Source organism: Glaciecola petra (assembly GCF_031846345.1).
Taxonomy (GTDB): domain Bacteria; phylum Pseudomonadota; class Gammaproteobacteria; order Enterobacterales; family Alteromonadaceae; genus Glaciecola; species Glaciecola petra.
This window is the reverse complement of the sequence record NZ_JAVRHX010000001.1, coordinates 830591-851033: the sequence shown is the minus strand read 5'-3', so window position 1 is coordinate 851033 and position 20443 is coordinate 830591. Positions and strand designations below refer to the sequence as shown.

General features: G+C 39.2%; 14 protein-coding genes. 7 read left to right on the top strand and 7 right to left on the bottom strand.

What is annotated here, in order from left to right; translation table 11 throughout:
* Nucleotides 1–78: 78 nt before the first annotated feature.
* From RM552_RS03835 to RM552_RS03805, 7 genes are all read left to right on the top strand, one after another.
* Nucleotides 79–1242, top strand: a complete 1164-nt coding sequence (locus RM552_RS03835) for an E22 family MetX-like putative esterase (RefSeq protein ID WP_311367464.1) — start codon at nt 79–81, stop codon at nt 1240–1242.
* An 81-nt stretch (nt 1243–1323) separates the two neighbouring features.
* Nucleotides 1324–1587, top strand: coding sequence for an alpha/beta hydrolase family protein (locus tag RM552_RS03830; RefSeq protein ID WP_311367463.1), 264 nt, complete (start codon nt 1324–1326; stop codon nt 1585–1587).
* A 33-nt stretch (nt 1588–1620) separates the two neighbouring features.
* Entirely contained in the window at nt 1621–2397 is a 777-nt protein-coding gene (locus RM552_RS03825; protein ID WP_432277175.1) for a 3-hydroxybutyrate dehydrogenase, read from the top strand.
* Nucleotides 2398–2501: 104 nt separating this feature from the next.
* Complete coding sequence (nadK, locus tag RM552_RS03820) at nt 2502–3377, top strand: NAD(+) kinase (protein ID WP_311367462.1); 876 nt, start codon at nt 2502–2504, stop codon at nt 3375–3377.
* Nucleotides 3378–3533: 156 nt separating this feature from the next.
* On the top strand, nt 3534–5207 hold the full coding sequence (gene recN, locus RM552_RS03815; protein ID WP_311367461.1) for a DNA repair protein RecN: 1674 nt from the start codon (nt 3534–3536) through the stop codon (nt 5205–5207).
* Nucleotides 5208–5298: 91 nt separating this feature from the next.
* Entirely contained in the window at nt 5299–5652 is a 354-nt protein-coding gene (locus RM552_RS03810) for an outer membrane protein assembly factor BamE (protein ID WP_311367460.1), read from the top strand.
* A 49-nt stretch (nt 5653–5701) separates the two neighbouring features.
* Nucleotides 5702–7015, top strand: coding sequence for a Na+/H+ antiporter NhaC family protein (locus tag RM552_RS03805; protein WP_311367459.1), 1314 nt, complete (start codon nt 5702–5704; stop codon nt 7013–7015).
* An 83-nt stretch (nt 7016–7098) separates the two neighbouring features.
* Here RM552_RS03805 and RM552_RS03800 read toward each other — a convergent pair whose 3' ends face one another.
* The 7 genes from RM552_RS03800 to fabB form a co-directional block, all read right to left on the bottom strand.
* Nucleotides 7099–8667: a methyl-accepting chemotaxis protein gene (locus RM552_RS03800; RefSeq protein WP_311367458.1), complete on the bottom strand. Its 1569-nt coding sequence runs from the start codon at nt 8665–8667 to the stop codon at nt 7099–7101.
* A 225-nt stretch (nt 8668–8892) separates the two neighbouring features.
* Complete coding sequence (locus tag RM552_RS03795; protein WP_311367457.1) at nt 8893–12981, bottom strand: EAL domain-containing protein; 4089 nt, start codon at nt 12979–12981, stop codon at nt 8893–8895.
* On the bottom strand, nt 12981–15776 hold the full coding sequence (locus tag RM552_RS03790) for a FimV/HubP family polar landmark protein (protein ID WP_311367456.1): 2796 nt from the start codon (nt 15774–15776) through the stop codon (nt 12981–12983). The genes RM552_RS03795 and RM552_RS03790 overlap by 1 nt, the downstream gene beginning before the upstream one ends.
* A 158-nt stretch (nt 15777–15934) precedes the next feature.
* Nucleotides 15935–16951, bottom strand: coding sequence for an aspartate-semialdehyde dehydrogenase (locus RM552_RS03785; protein ID WP_311367455.1), 1017 nt, complete (start codon nt 16949–16951; stop codon nt 15935–15937).
* 18 nt (nt 16952–16969) lie between these two features.
* Nucleotides 16970–18172 (bottom strand): 4-phosphoerythronate dehydrogenase, encoded by a 1203-nt coding sequence (locus tag RM552_RS03780; protein ID WP_311367454.1) that lies wholly within the window; start codon nt 18170–18172, stop codon nt 16970–16972.
* Between the two features lie 6 nt (nt 18173–18178).
* Nucleotides 18179–18928, bottom strand: a complete 750-nt coding sequence (locus RM552_RS03775; protein ID WP_311367453.1) for a class II aldolase/adducin family protein — start codon at nt 18926–18928, stop codon at nt 18179–18181.
* Nucleotides 18929–19068: 140 nt separating this feature from the next.
* The gene (fabB, locus tag RM552_RS03770; RefSeq protein ID WP_311367452.1) at nt 19069–20283 is read right to left on the bottom strand and encodes a beta-ketoacyl-ACP synthase I; all 1215 of its coding nucleotides are present in this window, start codon (nt 20281–20283) and stop codon (nt 19069–19071) included.
* Nucleotides 20284–20443 lie beyond the last annotated feature (160 nt).

The window sequence follows — 20443 nt, the reverse complement described above, 5'->3', positions numbered from 1 at the left end:
TTAGTATGCATGCAGGCATTTCGGTAACAGATGATACAAAAAAATAATAATTCAAACCAAACAGAAAAAGACCCGTTAATGACATCAACAGATCAAACTCAAAGCCTGCCATTCATAGAAAAGAAACAATTTACTACCCGTAACTTCAAAACATTCGGTGGGAAAACAATAAAAAGAGTAGATGTTGGTTGGGAGAGTTATGGAAATCTGAATAAAAATAAAGACAATGTTATTTTGATTACTCATTACTTTACCGGAAATTCTCATGCTGCAGGCAAATACACAGAAAGCGACCTTGAAGTAGGTTATTGGGACAGTATTATTGGCCCAAACAAAGCCATCGATACCAATCTTTTTTTTGTTATCAGTGTAGATTCTTTAGTCAATGTAAGTGCATTTGACAAAGATGTTATTACCACGGGACCCGCAACAATAAATCCAGACACTGGAAAGCCTTATGGCTTGGATTTTCCGATTGTTACTATACGCGATTTTGTGAATGTGCAAAAACTGGTATTAGAAAGTTTGGGAATTTCTAAACTACATGCAGTTGCTGGACCATCAATGGGATCAATGCAAGCTATTGAATGGGCAAGTACTTATCCTGACTGGGTAGATAGACTGATATCTGTGATTGGTTCAGGCAGTGCTGATGCATGGACGACTGCTGCCTTAGAACAATGGGTAGTCCCTATTACTCTAGATGCTAATTACAGAGACGGTGACTACTATCAATTTGCTAAAGAAGAGTGGCCGCGAGCTGGCCTCACACATGCCTTAGCGTTGATAACACAATCAGCTTTGCATCCCGCTTTTTTCAATCAAATCGGCAAGCAAATCGACTTTAAAGTATTGGATGAAAATATTCTTCAAGATATTAAAGCAAAACCTAGTATCGTCAATTGGTTGTATGAGCGTGCTAGCGCTCGAGCTGACTTAATAGACGCGAATCATTTGATATATCTGGTTAGAGCGAATCAGCTTTTCATCACTGGTATGCAAGGTAGTTTAGAAGAAGGTTTAGCTAACATTAAAGCCAAAGTCTTACTGATACCCGCTAGCGATGACCTTCTTTTAATGCCTTACCATGCAGAAAAGCTTGCCAATTATTTTCAAGATAAAGACCATGCTGTGCAATTGCGTTATCTCGAAAGTAATAAAGAGAATAGCCGAGGCCATTTGGAAGGTGTAGCAGGGATTGCAGAACATAACGAGACAATTAACGCGTTTTTAACTAAATGAAGACAAGTTTCTTGCGAAACTGCGTGAACAAATAATGAGTTAAAAAGTATAATTCAATATTCACAAACATCTCTATCTGGTTTGTCTTCGGGCGATGCAATAGACACTGTTGGTGACAAATATGCCACTATGACAGGGCTAAACGAATGGGCGGCCAACAACAATATGATAGTTATGTATCCGCAAATTAGGAAGTCAGCTATGTTTCCAATGAATCCACAAGCTTGTTGGGATTGGTGGGGATATACAGATAAAAATTACGCTAACAAAGACGGTAAACAAATTAAGGCGATTCACCAAATTATATTAAATTTGCCTCAATTTGTGTTTAATCGTAGCCAATAAACGCAATAACGCATTTTTATACTTGGAAAAATCATGCAAAAAATTACACCTAAAACAATATTAATTACGGGTGCCGCCAGTGGAATAGGTTTTGGTATCGCGACTTATATGGCACAACAAGGTCATAATATTGTGGTTGCTGATATTAACAAAGATGCCGCACATAAGGCGGCTGAAGCCTTGAGTCAATATGGAACTGACACTCGTGCAATTGCAATAAATGTTACTGATGCTGAGGCGATAGCAGCCCTGCCCGCTTTACTGGGTAATACTAAAATTGACGTCTTAGTCAACAATGCCGGTATTCAACATGTGAGTGCGCTGGAAGATTTTCCGGCCGACAAGTGGCAACTATTGATAAATGTGATGTTAGTTGGTCCAGCTTTACTTACCCAAGCTTTTTTGCCACAAATGAAAGCGCAAAATTATGGGCGTATTATAAATGTTGGCTCCATCCACTCTATAGTCGCCTCGCCGTTTAAATCAGCATACGTCGCAGCTAAACATGGACTTGTCGGTTTTACTAAAACAGTGGCATTAGAAACCGGTGATTATAATATTACTATTAATACTTTGTGCCCAGCTTATGTGAAAACACCATTAGTTGAAGCACAAATAGGTGATCAAGCTAAAGCCAATAACATGTCTGAAGAAGAAGTAGTCAACAATATATTTTTAGCTCCCATGCCCAAAAAAGCATTTATTGAGATTGACGAGTTAGCCACGACTGCCGAATTTTTAATGTCGGATGCGGCTAAAAACATGACTGCACAGAATGTAGTTCTAGATGGTGGTTGGACAGCGCGTTGACAATTAAAAAAAACCAGCGAATTTGCTTGCCAGACGCACAAGCTTAAGTGTACCTTTCAGTTATGGATGTTAAATTTTCGTTAGAAAAGGTGCTGTTGTAAAAGATGCGTTATAAAACCGTTGGTCTTATCGGTAAACCAAGCCACTCGGCAAGCTATACAAGCTTAAATATTCTGGTTGAAGAGCTTGCATCGCGCGAGTGTAATATCTTAATCGAACAGCGTATTCGTGATTCAATTGACGATAAATCTTTAGTCGTTTGCTCTATGCAAGAAATTGCCGAACAGGCTGATTTGGCTATTGTTGTTGGTGGAGACGGCTATATGCTCGGCGCCGCCAGGGTGCTAGCTGGTTTTTCGATCGATGTGATTGGTGTAAATCGTGGTAATTTAGGCTTTTTAACAGACATTAATCCAGAGGGTATATCACGTCAACTCGCGCATATATTTGCTGATGAACTACATCGTGAAGAACGCTTTTTATTAGAAGCTCAGGTGCATAGTAATAACGAACTTCAAAGCACGCACGTGGCTGTAAACGAAATTGTGTTGCACCATAGCAAGGTCGCCCATATGATGGAATTTGAATTACACATTGGCGATGACTTTGTATTTAGTCAACGGTCTGACGGCATGATAATTGCCACTCCAACCGGCTCTACTGCATATTCTCTTTCTGGTGGCGGACCAATATTAGTGCCGCATCTCGATGCTGTGACCTTAGTTCCGATGTTTCCACATGCGCTTAGTAGTCGTCCAATTGTGGTCGATGCTAATTCAGAGATAAGACTAAAAATTTCTGATAAAAACTCAGATAACGTACAAATAAGTTGCGATAGCCACGTTGTCATTTCATTGGCTCCCGGCGATGTTGTCACAATAAAGAAAAGTCCTAATTATTTATCGTTAGTGCATCCTCCTGAATATTCTTATTTCAATGTATTAAGAACAAAACTTAATTGGGGCAGCCGCCTTTTTTAATATGTACTTTTGTTCTATTGCACTGCATTGAATGGATGGGTTATAAAAGTGCCTTTACATTGATTTAATTACTGTTTAGTATACTGTATAGATAAACAGTAACTTACTGATTAACACGCTTATGTGTTGAATATTTCAGATTAAAGGTAGCAAATTATGCTAGTTCATATTGCGATAAAAAATCTAGCCATTGTTAAAAAAGTAGAACTAACGCTAGGCTCTGGTTTAACCGCTATAACTGGGGAAACCGGCGCAGGTAAGTCGATTGCCTTAGATGCTTTGGGTTTGTGCCTTGGAAATAGAGCAGAATCAAATACAGTAAGAACTGGAGCCGACAAAGCAGAGGTAGTGGCTCATTTTGACCTTGGTAAACTCAAACGTGCTAGAAAATACTTAAATGAACATGAGCTGGCCCAAGACGACAACCCTGATGAATGTTTTGTTCGTCGAGTTATCAGCGCTGAAGGCCGTTCAAAAGCATTTGTGAATGGCATACCAGTTAATTTAACGCAGTTAAAAACCTTGGGAACTTTTCTCGGCGCAATTTACTCACAACATGCACATCACGAATTCCTAAAAACTGACAACCAACGCAGTGTGTTAGATGCATATGGCAAGCATGCCCCGCTTACTGAACAACTAGCACTAGCATTTTCCGCCTACACTAATACAAAAAAACAGCTTGATATAATGTCTCAACAGAGCCAACAACGCGCAGAGCGTATGCAATTGTTGGCTTATCAAGTTGAAGAACTCGATGAATTCAGTTTGACTGAAAATGAATTTGAAGAACTCGAAAATCAGGTGAAAAAACTGCATCACACCCAAGATATTTTACTCAACAGCGAACGTGCCTTAGAGTGCCTCGAAAGTGCCGACAATTCTGATGCACTTTCTTTAATCAACCAAAGTATCAAAGCTGTTTCAGACATCATACAGCACGACGATAGCGTGCAAAATGTGAGTGAAAGTTTATATGGTGCTTTGGCGCAACTTGAAGAAGCCTGTAACGATTTAAAACACTATCAAAATACAATTGAAGCTGATCCAGAACAGCTTATTTTGCTAGAAAATCGATATTCTGAATGCTTGGATATTGCAAGGAAACATAAGGTTAGTCCTGAAAACCTTTTCCAAATGCACATGGAGTTGGTAAATGAATTAAGCTTAATCAAAGGGGAAGAAAACAACTTAATCACGTTGCAAGATGAGCTTCTTAGCCATGAAGCCAACTACAAACAGGCGGCAGATGCTTTATTTCAAGCAAGAAAGCTTTCAGCAGCAGCACTTGCTAATGAAATTCAAACTTCTATCAGAGAAATGAATCTGCCCCATGCTCTTGTTCAAGTGTCTGTAAATGAGATTGATAATAAAGCGCCAGCAAAAAATGGTAATCATCTAGTAGAAATACTATTGTCAGTTAATCCAGGTCAAGTTTTAGAGCCTATTGAAAAAGTCGTTTCTGGCGGAGAGTTATCCAGAATAGGCTTAGCGATACAGGTCATATGTTCAAAAGAAAATCATATTCCTACCATGGTATTCGATGAAGTCGATACCGGTATTAGTGGACCCACTGCAGCTTTAGTCGGGAGATTATTAAGAAAGCTTGGAAAAGAAGCGCAGGTAATGTGTGTTACTCATTTACCTCAAGTTGCAGCACAAGCTCATCACCAGCTTTTTGTGAGTAAAAGTACCGATGGCAAAACGACTGAAACTAATCTTTTAAAATTAACTAAAGATGAACGTGTAAATGAGATAGCCCGCTTGCTAGCGGGTGACGAATTAACCGATACTGCAATCGCAAATGCCAAAGACCTATTAAGCTTGTAATGACATGAACCTTTATTTAGAACCAATTTGTACTTGAATGGTCTTAGGCAGGTGAGTTACGATGCACGCGCAAAAACTATAAAGGTAAACCATGAAATTAAAATTAGTCTTAATATTTGTCGTCTGTTTGTTAACAAGTGCATGCACAGACTGGATATTTCGTATAGATGTTCCACAAGGCAACTTCTTGGATCAAGATGATGTAAATAAACTTCGCGTTGATATGACAAAAGAGCAAGTCATTTTTGTTTTAGGCAACCCAGTTGTTCAAGACAGCTTTGATAATGACACTTGGTATTACGTGTATGATATGAAAAGAGGCATGCGTAAAAGAGGTGAGGACATACGAAAAGAGTTAGTCATCACATTTAAAGACAATAAAATTGCATCATTGGATGGTGATTTTGAAACTCCTGAAGACTTTAATACGCCGCTAGAGCAATAAAAAAGTAAACTGAGTCTAAACAAGCCACTGCGCAAGGTTAATAACAATAATGACTCCAACACCCAAATTTATTGGACTAAGCCCAATTATATTGTCGGTCTTGCTGGTGGTTGTTTCAGGTGTGGTTTCACAAGATTTTAATACCATGCCTATTTTGGTATCGCTGCTGCTAAGCTCAGCTTATGCGTTTTCACTTAACCCACAGTCTAATAAACTCAATATCGCACAAAAAATTGATATTTTCTGCGTCAGTGCAGGCAATAAAAATATTATTCTATTGGCAATCATTTTTTTATTAGCAGGCGCTTTTTATTCCCTCACAATAGAAATTGGTGCCCGCGATGCCACGGTAAATTGGGCTTTGCAATATATTCCCTCGCAATTTTTACTACCTGGACTGTTTATCATCAGTAGCTTTATCGCGTTTTCCATGGGAACCTCGATGGGAACCATTATGGCAATTACACCAGTAGGTATTGGCTTGGCTGATAGCTTATCTTTTTCGGCACCACTTGCAGCTGGTATTGTCATTGGCGGTGCTATGTTTGGTGACAACCTATCATTTGTATCGGATACGACTATTGCCGCCACTAAAACCCAAGGTGTTAAGCTTATTGATAAATTTAAAGCAAATATATTAATTGTAACGCCAGCGGCAGCGGTAACGATTTTACTATTATTATTGATAGATATTCCCGATACTTCTAACATCACTTTACACACTTACAATTTATGGTTAGTGATACCCTATTTCCTAGTCATCTTTGCCGCTTTAATTGGCCTAAATGTGATGGCAGTATTAGGCTTAGGTATATTATCAGCAAGCCTTATCGGACTTATTAAAGGCCAATTCGATATAGAGGGTTTGCTCAGTACCTTGCAAACCGGTATGGGTTGGATGCAGAACTTGGCTATTATTGCATTAACGATTGGAGGTATTATTGGCTTAATGAGGGCTTATGGTGGCATGGAATGGTTAATGCAAACATTAACCAAAAGAATTCGGAGCAAAAAAAGTGCTGAATTTAGTATTGCCAGCTTAGCCAGTTGTATGGACATCGCCACTTCTAATAATACCATCGCCATTGTTTCTTCTGGTACGATTGCCAAGGAAATTTCAACTAAATACAACGTAGACCCAAGGCGTTCTGCGAGTATCTTAGATATCTTTTCATGCGGTTTTCAAGGACTAGTACCTTATGGTGGACAGTTACTGACGGCGGCAGTGATGTGCAACGTATCCCCCGTAGCGTTAATCAAATATTGTTGGTACCCGGCGTTAATACTTGTATTCGGTGTCTTAGCAATTGCAAGTGGTTTACCTAAATTTAAAAGCCTTGATGATAAATCCAAAAGAATTTAAATAAAACTTCATTGCAATCGCTTTGTTGGACAGTTGCTACTCGACTTTTTGGTTGACGTTTAGCGTTTGTGTTTTTTTTTCACTTATCTATGGAAACGCATGACTAACGAGCGTTGTTGCTCTATCGTCTCTTTTAGTTTGTCACTTGTAAGCTTTGTACTCTCTGAGTTTTGTTTAGTTTGTAACGCTGACTCTGCGATATGTGAGATTTGTTCATCGATATGTGCAGACACATTACTTTGTTCTTCTGTTGCACTTGCCATTTCTATGGTCATATCGGCAACTGAATCCATCATTTGATTGATGTCGTTAAAGTGTTGTTGGGTTTTCTGGACCTTTTCAATACCTGCGGTCGCACTCTCTACCCCAGCTTCTGATGCGTTCACAGCTTGACTGGAACGCTCAACAAGGGTAGTTATAATGGCGTGAATTTCTTCTGTCGACTCTCTTGTTCGAGTGGCTAATGACCTTACTTCGTCAGCGACTACTGCAAAACCTCGCCCTTGTTCACCCGCTCTAGCTGCCTCTATTGCGGCATTCAAGGCTAATAAGTTGGTTTGCTCAGCAATACTGGTTATAGTGCTAGTCACATTACTTATTTCATTAGTTGAGTCAGATAATGCTTTTACAGAACCCGCAATTGACGAGACAGAATCCCTTAAGGAAGTTATTGTTTCTGTCGCTTCTATAGCACCGTCGAGTCCAACGCTTATTTGACCATTCGCATCGTTGACTAACGCTTTACTTGAATCCACTCTGCTGGCTACTTCGGTAATCGCTTGCGACATTTCAGTAATCGCGGAGGCAATTTGCTGAGTCGCTTGTTCTTGGTGAGTCACTGACAAGTTAGTGCTATTAGCAGACTCCGATTGCTCAAGCGCAATTTGTTCCAGCGGTTCGATATTGTCTGAAATTCGAGTGATGGCAGTTTGACCTCTAGCGGCTTCGACTTTAAGTGCGAGTTTTATTTCGGCAATTCGGCCTGTGTCAGCAAAATATGTTTGCGCCACAATTTGGTTGTGATACGAATTAGAAGCAGATGCTAAAATTGAATTAAATTCTTTGTTTCGTAAAACTAACGCAAAGCTGCCGGTACCCAGTACAAAACAAGCTGATACCAAACCTAATAATAGATTGCCAGACCATATCCCGGAAACCAGCCCTGCTATACATGCAAGACTACTGTATGGCACAAGCGCGGCACCAAGTGTCTTAAATCTGCGTGCTAACGTAGTAGGAGACTTACTTTCTCTTATCCTGCGATAGCATTCTTCTGCAAGTTGTTTTTCTTGCATAGTCGCGTTGACTCGAACCGATTCATACCCGCTAATTTTTCCGTCTTCAAACACCGGCGTCACAAAAGCAGACACCCAATAGTGATCACCGTTTTTCCGGCGGTTTTTTACCAGCCCCATCCAAGAATTACCCGACTGAAGTGTTGCCCACATTTCTTTAAATACTTCTTGGGGCATATCTGGATGTCGAACAATATTATGATTTTTGCCAATTAGTTCATCGTAATCAAATCCACTGACTTCTTGAAAAGCCTTATTGCAGTGTTGTATCACGCCACGGGAATCTGTCGATGAAATGAGTCGTTGCTGATCTGAAAACGAATATTCGTTACCGGTAACTTCTTTGTTTCTACGCATTTTGTACTCAATTAAGGTTAGAGTGAATTTGCATCATTTATAATTTGATATCGGTAAATCCCAATAATGCTTTACATAAAGTATAGATAAATTTCAATGCCATTTGGACGAGCGGGCAATTTAATATTGCTCTATTTTATACGTATCACTCGATGCTTATTCGACAATCGACAGCTGATTATAGTAATCGGGTATGAAATCATCTAATTGATACAAAATGCTACCTTAAGGAAGGCGATTTGTAGCGCGTTTTTCGTAGGCATGCTTATATAGCTTTTTAGAAATATTTACACCGCCATCTTGGATAATTTTCGGGAATTGTAACAATGCGGTTGCTTCCACTGCAGACACAGGTTTTGATAAGTAGTAACCTTGGGCATAATCGCAACCTTGTTCAATTAACGAGATTAATTGGGTTTGTGTTTCAATGCCTTCCGCTGTGGTTTGTTTACGTAAACTTTTGCCTAGAGATATGGTGGCGGTAACAATGGCGTGTGCATCTGCATAGATTTCTTTATCTTCATTTTGGTCAATAGATGAAATAAATCGACGATCAATTTTTAAAAACTGTACGGGTATTTCGCTTAAATAGGCAAGTGAGGAATACCCTGTTCCAAAATCGTCAATAGCTAAATCTATTCTGCGTTCACGAAGCGCATCAAATAATTCGCCAATAGCATAATTATTTTCAATCAACACTGACTCAGTAAGTTCGAGCTTAAGATATTTCGCTTCAATACCCGATGCCTCAATAGTCGTATCGAGCATATCCAAAAAGTTGGTTTGTTTTAACTGGTTTGAGGATAAATTAACGGATATTGAAGGTGGTATATCAAAATTCATATCGTGCCAGATCTTGGTTTGTCGACAAGCTTCTTCTAATACCCATTTGCCTATATTCCAAATGAGACCCGTTTCTTCGGCAATAGGGATGAATTTGAATGGTGGAATGAGGCCTTTTTCAGGATGTTGCCATCTAATTAAGGCCTCAAAACCAGCAAGCTTACCCGTTTCCAAATCAACGATAGGTTGATATTGAAGATAAAACTCATTATTGCCAAGTGCTTTTCGTAAGCTAGATTCGTATTCGGCGGCTTCAAGACTAATTTTTTGCATGTCGCAATCAAATACTTTATAGGTGGCTTTACCCGATTCTTTAGCACTGTACATCGCTATATCAGCGTCTCTTAATACATTGGGTACATTTTCATAACTATGATCGCAGACGACGACACCAATGCTCACATTAAAATAGAAAGTGTTGTCAGATAAAATAAAAGGCTTTTTAAAGGCATCCACTATCTTTTGAGCCAATTGAACCAGTTGTGCTTGATCATTGTGCTTGGCAACAACAGTAAATTCGTCGCCTCCCAGTCTGGCCGCATGTTGATCTTTATTTAATAAATCTTTCAAGCGAGCCGCTGATTCAATGAGTAGTCTATCTCCCATAGCATGACCGTGGGTATCATTAATTTGTTTAAAGCGATCGCCATCAAGAAAGAGCACACCAAAGCAATCATTTTTATCTTTTTTGCATTTAGTCAGTAATTCTTCAATTAGTTCTATTATCCATTGCCTATTGGGCAATTGCGTTAAGGAATCGTGAAAAGCCATATGAAAAAGTTGTTCTTGCGCTGAATTTTTCTCGTTTATTTCAATTTGTAGCTGTTTAGTTCTATCTTCAACTCGATTTTCTAATTCAGCGTTTAAACATGCTAACGAGTCTGTTGATTCTTTTAACTGTGCTGCATGAAGTTGAAGTTGCGCTGTTTTATCATCGACTTTCTGTTGGAGTTCTTTTTCTCGCTGAGCGTTAATTGAAAGTCGCCAATACATTACTATAAAAATCAAACTAATAATTAAGGTAACAAAGAGCAATATTGACCACCACGTTTGATACCAAGGTGGCAGAATTGAAAAACTAAATGATGCACCTGTTTCATCCCACAAGCCACTGCTATTCGCGCTATACACTTCAAACTTATAATTGCCTGCAGGTAAATTAGTATATTGTGCAAAACGCTCATTTGCGGTAGCTTCAACAAATCCAGTTTGCCAGCCATTTAATCGATATTTAAATTTATTGTATTCTGGAAAAACATAACTGAGACCAGTGAATTCCAACTTCAAACTATTTAAATCATATGATATTTCGGGTGTGTTAGAGTGCGATGAATGACGCAAATAAATCTCTTCGGTTGGGGTGTTATTTTCAGCCGAAATGAAATCTATTGTGGTTATGAGTGTTTTAGGTATAAATTCATTTTCAGGTAAATCATTGGGATTAATAATGGATACACCATATTTGCCTGGTACATAAATCTCATCTTCGATATGCCAAAAACTGCCATGTGTGCTCAACTCATTGCCGGCAAGTCCATCATGCTCAAAGTATCTAAACCACTTGTTTTTAGCGATATCAAAAATACTTAAACCATGATCGGTAGCCACCCATAATTTATTGTCACTATCCTTCCCGATATAGTAAATGACATTATTACTTAAGCCTTCGGCTGTGGTATAGGATTTTTCGCTTTTAGTGTGATAGTTATACTTTACTAAACCTTCTCGGGTACCTATCCAAATTTCATCTAATGATTCGACAAGTACAAACGAAAAGCTTAAGCTTTTCGTTGCTAACAAAAAAGTAAACTCTCCAGTTTTTAAATCTAGTACCTCAAGGCCTCGGTCTCCCGCAAGCCAGAGTTTATTGTCAAACAATTGCATATCGGAAATTTGCTCATTAGTAATATCACTATTGCCACCTCGCCGTTTATGAATGAAATTGGTAAAAACCCCATCTTCAAAATTAAAATATTGTAATCCCTTAGCCCAAATACTCATCCATATTCCACCTCGTTGATCTGCCACAAGTGTGAAAACATTGTTACCGGCAAGCGTTTGTTCAGTTGGCTTGTTCGGGTCAAAAACTAGTCGAGTGACTTGCATGGTTTCTGGGTTAAATTTTGATACGCCACCTGACCATGTGCTTGCCCAGATATGCCCATTTTCGTCTTCACTTAGGCTAATAACAGAATTGGAAGACAGCGTGTTGGTATTGAGTGGATCATGTTTTATGTTAGAAAACATACCGGTATTTATATTCAGAATATTAATACCGCCACCATCTGTGGCAATCCATAGATCACCATTGTCGCGCAAGATACTGCTATATGAATGTGGAAAATAGTCTTGAGGAGGGTGACTAAATTTGTCGCGTAAAATTGCAAATTTCTCGAGATCAGGCGTGACTCGATAAACGCCGTAGTTATTCATCGCAAGCCACAAAGAACCGTTTTCGTCCTCTGTTATTTCTTCAACCGTGGCATAGGGCAACTTTCCCGGTTCATTAAAAGCCGATGACATACAGATAAATTGATCTACTTTGGGTTTATACAAACATAAACCTTCTTTTTCTGTACCAACCCATAAGTTACCAGCGCTGTCTAAATATGTTGTTGTGATGTCATCGGAAATTAAGCCACTGTCGATATCGCTATTGTTATATAAAGTAGATTGTTGACTATTAGTGTCTATCCGTAACAATCCCTGCGGTGTTCCTATCCATAATGTCTTGCGCAATGCATCTAGGGATATACTTCTTATTACTAAGCTATTTAAATAGGCGTCCAACTGAGTACTTATTCTGGTAAGTTGGTTTTGTGCAATATCAAATTTAAACAGGCCAGTTGAAGACATGATAAAAAGAGCATGTAGGTCTTTATCATACGCCATGCTATCAATATAGCTTGATAGTATATCAATTTCTTCAATACCATCATTATTGTTATTGTTTAGCGTTTTTTTATCTACTTTTAGTAAACCAAAACCCTCACCTCCTAGCCATAAATAACCATCCTTATCTTCAACAATGCTACTAATCGTTTGTCTATTAGTAATATCATAGCTATTGAAAGACTGAGTACTCTCATTAAAACGATGCAAGCCTAAATTACCAAACCAGAGTTGTTTTTGGGTGTCCAGAAAAAGGAACGAGGGTCCAGGCGCACCACCTAAAATAAAGTCACTAAATTCGAAGGTTTTTAATGTATAGGCGTCGTAACGCATTACACCAACATCGCCAGATAGCCAAATATAACCCGACCCATCTTGAATGACATGTCTTGTAAATGGCGCTGCTTTGTCACCAGAGAGATGTATAGGGGTGGCCCTAAAGTTAGAAATTGACTCAATTTCATCAGTATTGAGTTTTATTTGTGAATGACTAGGGAATACAATAAAAATTAACAAAAGTAGAATATGTGAAAATAATTGAGATACCCGGTTGCTTCTTTTATGTAGACTTTCCAACACTAATCTTCACTGTTAAATTTTTTCAACAAGTCTGCCGCTTCTTGTTGTTGCTCTGGTGTACCTTTAATACTTACTTCATCAAGCAACTCTTTAGCGGCTTCATAATCTTCCATATCAATATATACTTGAGCAAGGTCTAAGCTACCAGCTTGATCGATGTCGGTGTCATCTAAATCGGTAATGTCATCTTTACCATTATCGACCAAGTGGTCAAGCGAGTTTTCTATATCTAAGTCTATGTCATCCTCGTTCATTTCAGGCAGTGATTCACTTTCTCTAAGTAACTCATCCACATCGACAAAATCGTCTTGCACGCCGTCGTCATTGTCTGCGTCTTTGTCAATAAGATCATCACTCATCAAAGCATCAATATCTAAACCAGCCAAATCTAAGTCCGACAATAGTTTATCTTCATCACTTTGCTTATCTGCGCTCTCTGAAGAGAGCTCTTCTAGCATTTCATCAAAATTGACATCGTCAAGGTCGCTTGTTAGGTCTTTTTCAAGCTCGTCGGGGGGAGTTAAGCTGTCTTGCGTGGTTTCTTGTTGGGTTTCTTGTTGGGTTTCTTGTTGAATACCACTATCATCTTCATCAAGCCAATTATCCAAATCAGGTAAACTTGATAATAAGTCATCTTCATCTTCTTTTTGCGCTGTTTGAGTATCATTACTCTCTGCCGAAGCTTCGAGCGATTGTGCACTTTCACCTGAAAACTCTTGCTCTACATCGTCATCAACCATGCTCTCTTCTGATTCATCGTCAGTAGACATGAAGCTTGGAATATCATCCAACAGGTCTGCATTGCTGTCGTTATCTATTAAATTATCTGGTAATTTATCTGCTTTATCATCGAGCTGCTTTTCTTGGTCAAACTCGGCTAAAATAGAATCTAATTCTTCCTCGCTGTTAATTTCTTCCGTTAAATCGTCTAATATTTCATCGGATAGTGCAGAGTTTAGCTCTTTTGATGGCTCCTCTATAAGCGGACTTTCTTCGCTATCTAATCCTAATTCTTTATCTAATTGTTCTTCAGCGGTTAAATCTGACTCTATATCTGCAATGATGTCATCAGCAATATTTTCATTTATAGTATCGGATTGCGCTGGGACATCCAAAGGACCTTCGTCAGCAATAGATTCATCTAGCTCACCCAACAATTCGTCAGCGAGCCTATTGATATCTTCATTCTTTTTCTCAATTTGTTTTTCTATTTGATCAATAGTGTCATCGCTAATATCACCATTTTCGTCTAAAGAAATACCCTCGGGGAGGTCAGAGTCACTGTCTTCAGATTGTTCTTCAACACTTGTATCAGGATTGTTATTTTGTGCTTGCGCTCCGTCATCGGGCGTTGTTTCTATTTCTTCTGACTGCTTTTCAAGTTCGGGGGCTTCTTGATTGTTTTCATCTTCGTCATCGGTAATGTCAGTAACTAAGTCGTCAGCACTGTTGTCATTTTCGGCATCTAGCAATGTATCTAGATTATCATCGGCACTATCATCAATATCATCATCGAGAGATATACCAAATTCGTCATCTTCTTTCTCTACAACTTCATCGGTATCAGCTTTTTTGATATCGGGCACTAACATGTCGTCATCTAAATCATCAAAATCACTTGAAAGATCTACCTCAAACTTATTATCTGACGATTCACTTGATGTGTCTTCATTGTCGTCATCTGACAAATCATCATCAAGCATATCTGCCGTTAACATGTCTTCGTCTAAAATATCATCGCTAAGGGTGGACAACGCATCTTCGTCTTCTAATTCGTCAGACAATATGTCATCTACTTGTAAGGCATCGTCATCGGCCAAGGCAGCCATTAAATCATCTGAATCACTGCTTTCTACATTGTCATCAATTTCACCGATAACGAGCTCATCATCGACAATATCAGGTGTTTTTGTAGCGGGTGTTGGCGCTATACTCGGTTCAGGATGCGGAGCCGGCACTGGTTTTCTTAAGATTAAGATTCCAAAGAGTATCAACACCAATAATACAACCGTGATACTGATAATCATAATCCCCGTATTCGATGTGAGGAATGTCATCAATGACCCTGAAGACTCGTCAATACGACGTTGCTCATTCTCTTTCATCAAGGCGATTAATTGATTGAGTTGGGCGACTTGTTGATCAATTTGAGTTTGTAATTCAGTTTCGACAGTTTGCGTTAACACACGGTTGTTATCATCAATTTGCAACAAACGTTCATTTAAGTTTCTATTTTCTTGCAGCAAAACTTCAACACTTTCTAGAGATGTCGCAACCTGTTCACGCAGGACAGCTATTTGATCTCTTTGTTGACGTTTAAGTACATCGAGTTGGCGTTGTAATTGACGTTGAGTATTAGATAAGTCTTGTTGATTGACCAAAGGTACATCGGGTTTTAAGTTACTCGCAGGATCATTTTGTCCGGTTGGACTTTCTCCGACAGCAGGATCTCTAACTGAATTTTGACGACCAAAAGCACGGTCGTCTTGAACCGCTTTTTCTCTTGCTCTGTCTGGATTGGTGCGCGCAATATATCTATCGCTTGGTAGTTGTAAAGTAGCACCATTGACCATGGTATTAAAATTACCATTTTCAAATGCCTGTGGATTCAACTCATAAATCGCCAGCATAACTTGATAAATACTGAACTGTGAATCTTGTTTATAACGGCTAGCAATGCGCCAGAGTGTATCGTTTTGATCAATAGGACCGTAAACAACACCTGAATATACTTGGGCATTGTCGCGTGGGCCTTGAATTTGTGTTTGAGCATCGGCAAATGCACTTACGCACATAAGCAACGATAGACATAAAAAAAGTCTTAAAACACGCATAATTATCAAATGAAATGCCACTCTTTAAAAAAAATAATGTTAGCTGATAAGAGTTATCGGCTAACATCATTAATATTTTATGTATTTAGTATTGGGTAATACTTATTTCTAAAAATAGCTTATAAGTAGTCCCTAATCAATGCCTCTGCAATTTGCACACTATTTGTTGCAGCGCCTTTGCGAATATTATCTGATACAACCCATAAATTAATCCCATTAGGATGAGAAATATCATTTCGAACTCGACCAACATGCACAAAGTCATTACCTGAAGCTGAACTAACCTGAGTAGGAAAGTCTGCAGCTTGCGCGTATACTTTTACATTTTCTGCCTGTTCTAGCAAATCGATAACCTGTTGTGCGTCGATGGGTTGACGAGTTTCTATATGTATTGCTTCACTGTGGCCAAAAAACACAGGTACTCTTACTGCCGTTGGATTAACTAAAATCGTCTCGTCACCTAAAATTTTACGGGTTTCCCACACCATTTTCATTTCTTCTTTGGTGTAATCATTTTCCAAAAACACATCAATTTGTGGGATTGCGTTGAAGGCTATTTGGCGAGAAAACTCTTCACCTGTTACTTCTTTTGCATTTAACAATTCAGCAGTTTGCCTTGCTAACCCTTCCATTGCACTTTTTCCCGCACCCGATACTGATTGATATGTACACACATTTATTCGTTCAATGCCAACAGCGTCGTGAATGGGTTTTAAAGCAACAACCATTTGAATGGTTGAACAATTAGGATTAGCTATAATATTACGGTTTCTAAAATCAGCTAGCGAGCCGGCATTCACTTCAGGCACAACTAAAGGAATATCTGGTTCGTAACGATATTGGGAAGTGTTATCGATAACAACACACCCCGCTTCTGCGGCTTTGGGCGCGAACTTTTCTGAGATAGAACCACCAGCTGAGAAAAAGCCAAGTTGTACTTTTGTCCAATCGAACGTATCTGCATTCAGTACTTTAACTTTTTTACCGTTAAATTCAACTTCACTGCCGGCAGAACGTTCGCTCGCCAAAGGGTAAAAATTACCAATTGGAAAGTTTCTTTCAGCTAATAATTCCATCATGGTCTGCCCGACCAAACCTGTTGCGCCTAAAACAGCAACATCAAACGCTTGTGACATTTTTTATCATCCTATAATTTAATTAAAATATTCACTGTCGTTAGAAATGATAAACCCTAATCCACGCAGGCATTCTTGAGTATATTTATTAGATGCTTCAATAGCTAAAGCACTGAATTCTCTGCGAATTGGATAATCTTGTCTTATTACTTTAAAGGAGTCAGATTGTGACATGTGTTGACGAAAAACACTATCATCATTTTCAATATTATATACCAATTTACATAATGCCAAAATGGCAGTTTGATAATCAATATCAGAACGCAGCGTTTGCTTGTTCAATTGAGCCTGCAATGATGGTGGAATATCACAGGTAAAAGCAGGCAACAGAGACTCTACACTAATTTTTGCAGGTGTTTGTATATATTCGCAGAGTCTCTCATATAATATATGCGTACCTTTCGCCTTACCTTCAAGCGAATGTCCAGCAATATGTGCAGTTGCAAACCTGACTAGAGGGATCAAGTCACGCTTTATAAAAGGCTCGTTTTCCCACACATCCAACACAATGCTAGGCGCATTGGGCAATGTAAGTCTAGTTAACAGAGCCGTATTATCGACCACACCGCCTCGACCAGCATTAATCAATATTTGATTGCTATTGAGCTGTGCCAAGGTCCTTGTATTAAACAAATGTTGGCTAGGATAAGCGGGGTCGCTGTTCAAAGGAGCATGGATACAAATAATATCTGCACTTAACACTTCATCAAAGTTGACATAGTTAGTGTCGGAAAGTGAATTTTCTATAGCGCGGGCTGTTAATTTATCAACTTGTGGTGGGTCATAAATAACCACGTTTGCACCAAGTACTGACATAGCCTCTTTAACTCTTCTCCCAACATTACCATGCCCTACAATGGCAATTTTTTTATCTGCTAATAAAAAACCTTGTTCACAAGCTATTGTTAATACTGCTAAAACTGCATATTGCGTGACCGCAATTGCATTACACCCTGCAGCGGAGCACCAGTAAACACCTGCTGCCTCTATTGCTTTAATATCAAAATGGTCATAGCCAGCAGTAGCAGTCCCAACAAACTTTAACTTAGGCATATGAGTTAAAACGGTATTGTCTATCTTAGTCGTTGACCTTACCAAAAGTACTTCTACTTGAGACAAATCTTGCTCAAGCAAATGCCCTTCAGCAAAAGCTGCTACTTCACCTAATTCACTGAAATAATCAAGGTAATAAGGCATCGCCTTATCTATTAAAATCTTCAATGCGATTTAATCTCTAAAATCTGGACACATTCTATCTAGTTTCCTCAATATGCCAGGCCACGCTAATTGGCCACCCGCAGATTTCGTTACTTCTGAGGCTTGTGCGCGGATCCCATCTAATATTTGCTTATTAATGGGCACTAAAGGCGCGTTTGTCGCTTGTGCTTTTAATTGAATTTCGCATGCACGTTGCAAGATAAACATGGCTAAAAACGTATCAGCAATATTATCAGCACAGGTTAACAGACCGTGATTCCGTAAAATCATAAAGTTTGTATTGCCTAAATCTGCAACCAAACGAACCTTTTCATCGGGATTTAACGCAACACCTTCATATTCGTGGTAGCTTAGCGAGCTCAATGCAAATAAAGATTGCTGAGAGTATGCTTGTAGGCCTTGTTCTAACGCGGAAATTGCGACACCTTCTGTTGTATGCAAATGCATCACACACTTAGCATCATCTCGTGCTTCATGCACTGCGCTGTGGATCACGAATCCGGCAGGATTGATATCAAATTCAGAGTCCATCACCTTGTTACCGTGAAGATCTACTTTCACCAAGCTTGAGGCTGTGACTTCTTCAAACAACATTCCATATGGGTTAATCAAAAAATGATGTTCAGGCCCCGGTACTCTCGCTGAAATATGAGTGAAAACTAAGTCGTCCCAACCATAATGAGCAATCATTCTATAACATGCGGCTAAGTCTACTCTGGTTTGCCATTCTTGCTCACTTACTTTGCTTTTTATACTCATACCCTGCCCCTTTGCTTATAGATTATGCAGTATTATTGTAAAAAGGGTTGGCAAACGCCAACCCTTTATTTGAATATCACTTATAAACCAAACTTATAAAGTTCTAAGCACAGCAATTAAAGAAAATTATAGTATCGTCCTTAATCTGAATATCGTTTAAACGCCAAGCTCGCATTAGTTCCACCAAAGCCAAAGCTATTCGACATCACCAAGTTTAGCTCGGCGTCTCTAGGTGAGCTCACAATGTCTAATCCTTTTGCGGCTTCGTCTAGTTCATCAATGTTAATAGAAGGACAAATAAAATTGCCCTCCATCATGAGCAAAGAATAGATCGCTTCATGTACACCAGCCGCACCAAGAGAATGGCCTGTTAATGATTTTGTCGCACTAATTGCTGGGCAATTTCCCCCAAATAAGGTTTGTATGGCTTCTAACTCCTTCACATCGCCTACTGGCGTAGAGGTGCCATGGGTGTTTAAGTAGTCCAAAGGTATATCACAATCTTTAAGCGCCATTTTCATGCATCTAATGGCACCTTCACCCGAAGGGGCGACCATGTCGTAACCATCTGAAGTTGCACCATAACCTACGACTTCAGCATATATTTTCGCTCCTCGCGCTAGCGCATGTTCTAATTCTTCAACCACGACCATGCCGCCGCCGCCAGAACTCACAAATCCATCTCGATTAGCATCATAGGTGCGAGAAGCAACAGCGGGGTTATCATTATACTTTGTAGAAAGAGCACCCATTGCATCAAATTGTCCTGACAGCGACCAGTGAAGTTCTTCGCCACCACCCGCAAATACCATTTTTTGTTTGCCTAATTGAATAAGCTCTAAAGCATTACCAATACAATGAGCACTTGTAGCGCATGCAGACGCAATTGAATAATTGACCCCCTTAATCTTAAAGGGTGTTGCCAAACAAGCCGAAACAGTACTCGCCATGCAACGAGTTACCATATAAGGGCCTACTCTCCTCACCCCTTTTTGACGCATAATATCGGCTGAAATAACTTGATTTTCAGAACTTGCTCCACCAGAGCCTGCAATAATACCCACCATATCGTCAGAGTATTGTTCTTCACTTAAGTTTGCGTCCTTTATAGCTTGTCGCATAGCTAAATATGCATAACTTGCAGCATCACCCATAAACCTGAGTGCTTTGCGATCAATATGCTCTTTTAGGTCTAGTTTCAAATCACCCCATACTTGGCTGCGTAAACCAGCTTCAGCAAATTGCTCAGAAAACGTAATGCCCGATTTACCCGCTTTTAAGGATTGTTTAACTTCATTTGCATTGTTGCCTATACTCGACACAATACCCAGACCTGTAATGACGGCTCGTTTCATTTTTCACCTTTGACAAATGTTGCGTTGATTTATCCAATGGACGCAATATCGGATATGTTTGTAAACGTTTTTGTGAGTGTAATATGTTACCTAGTTTATTTCTACAACTGGTCTGCTCTTATGGGTATAATACTTTATGATTTTTACTGGTTCTATTTAA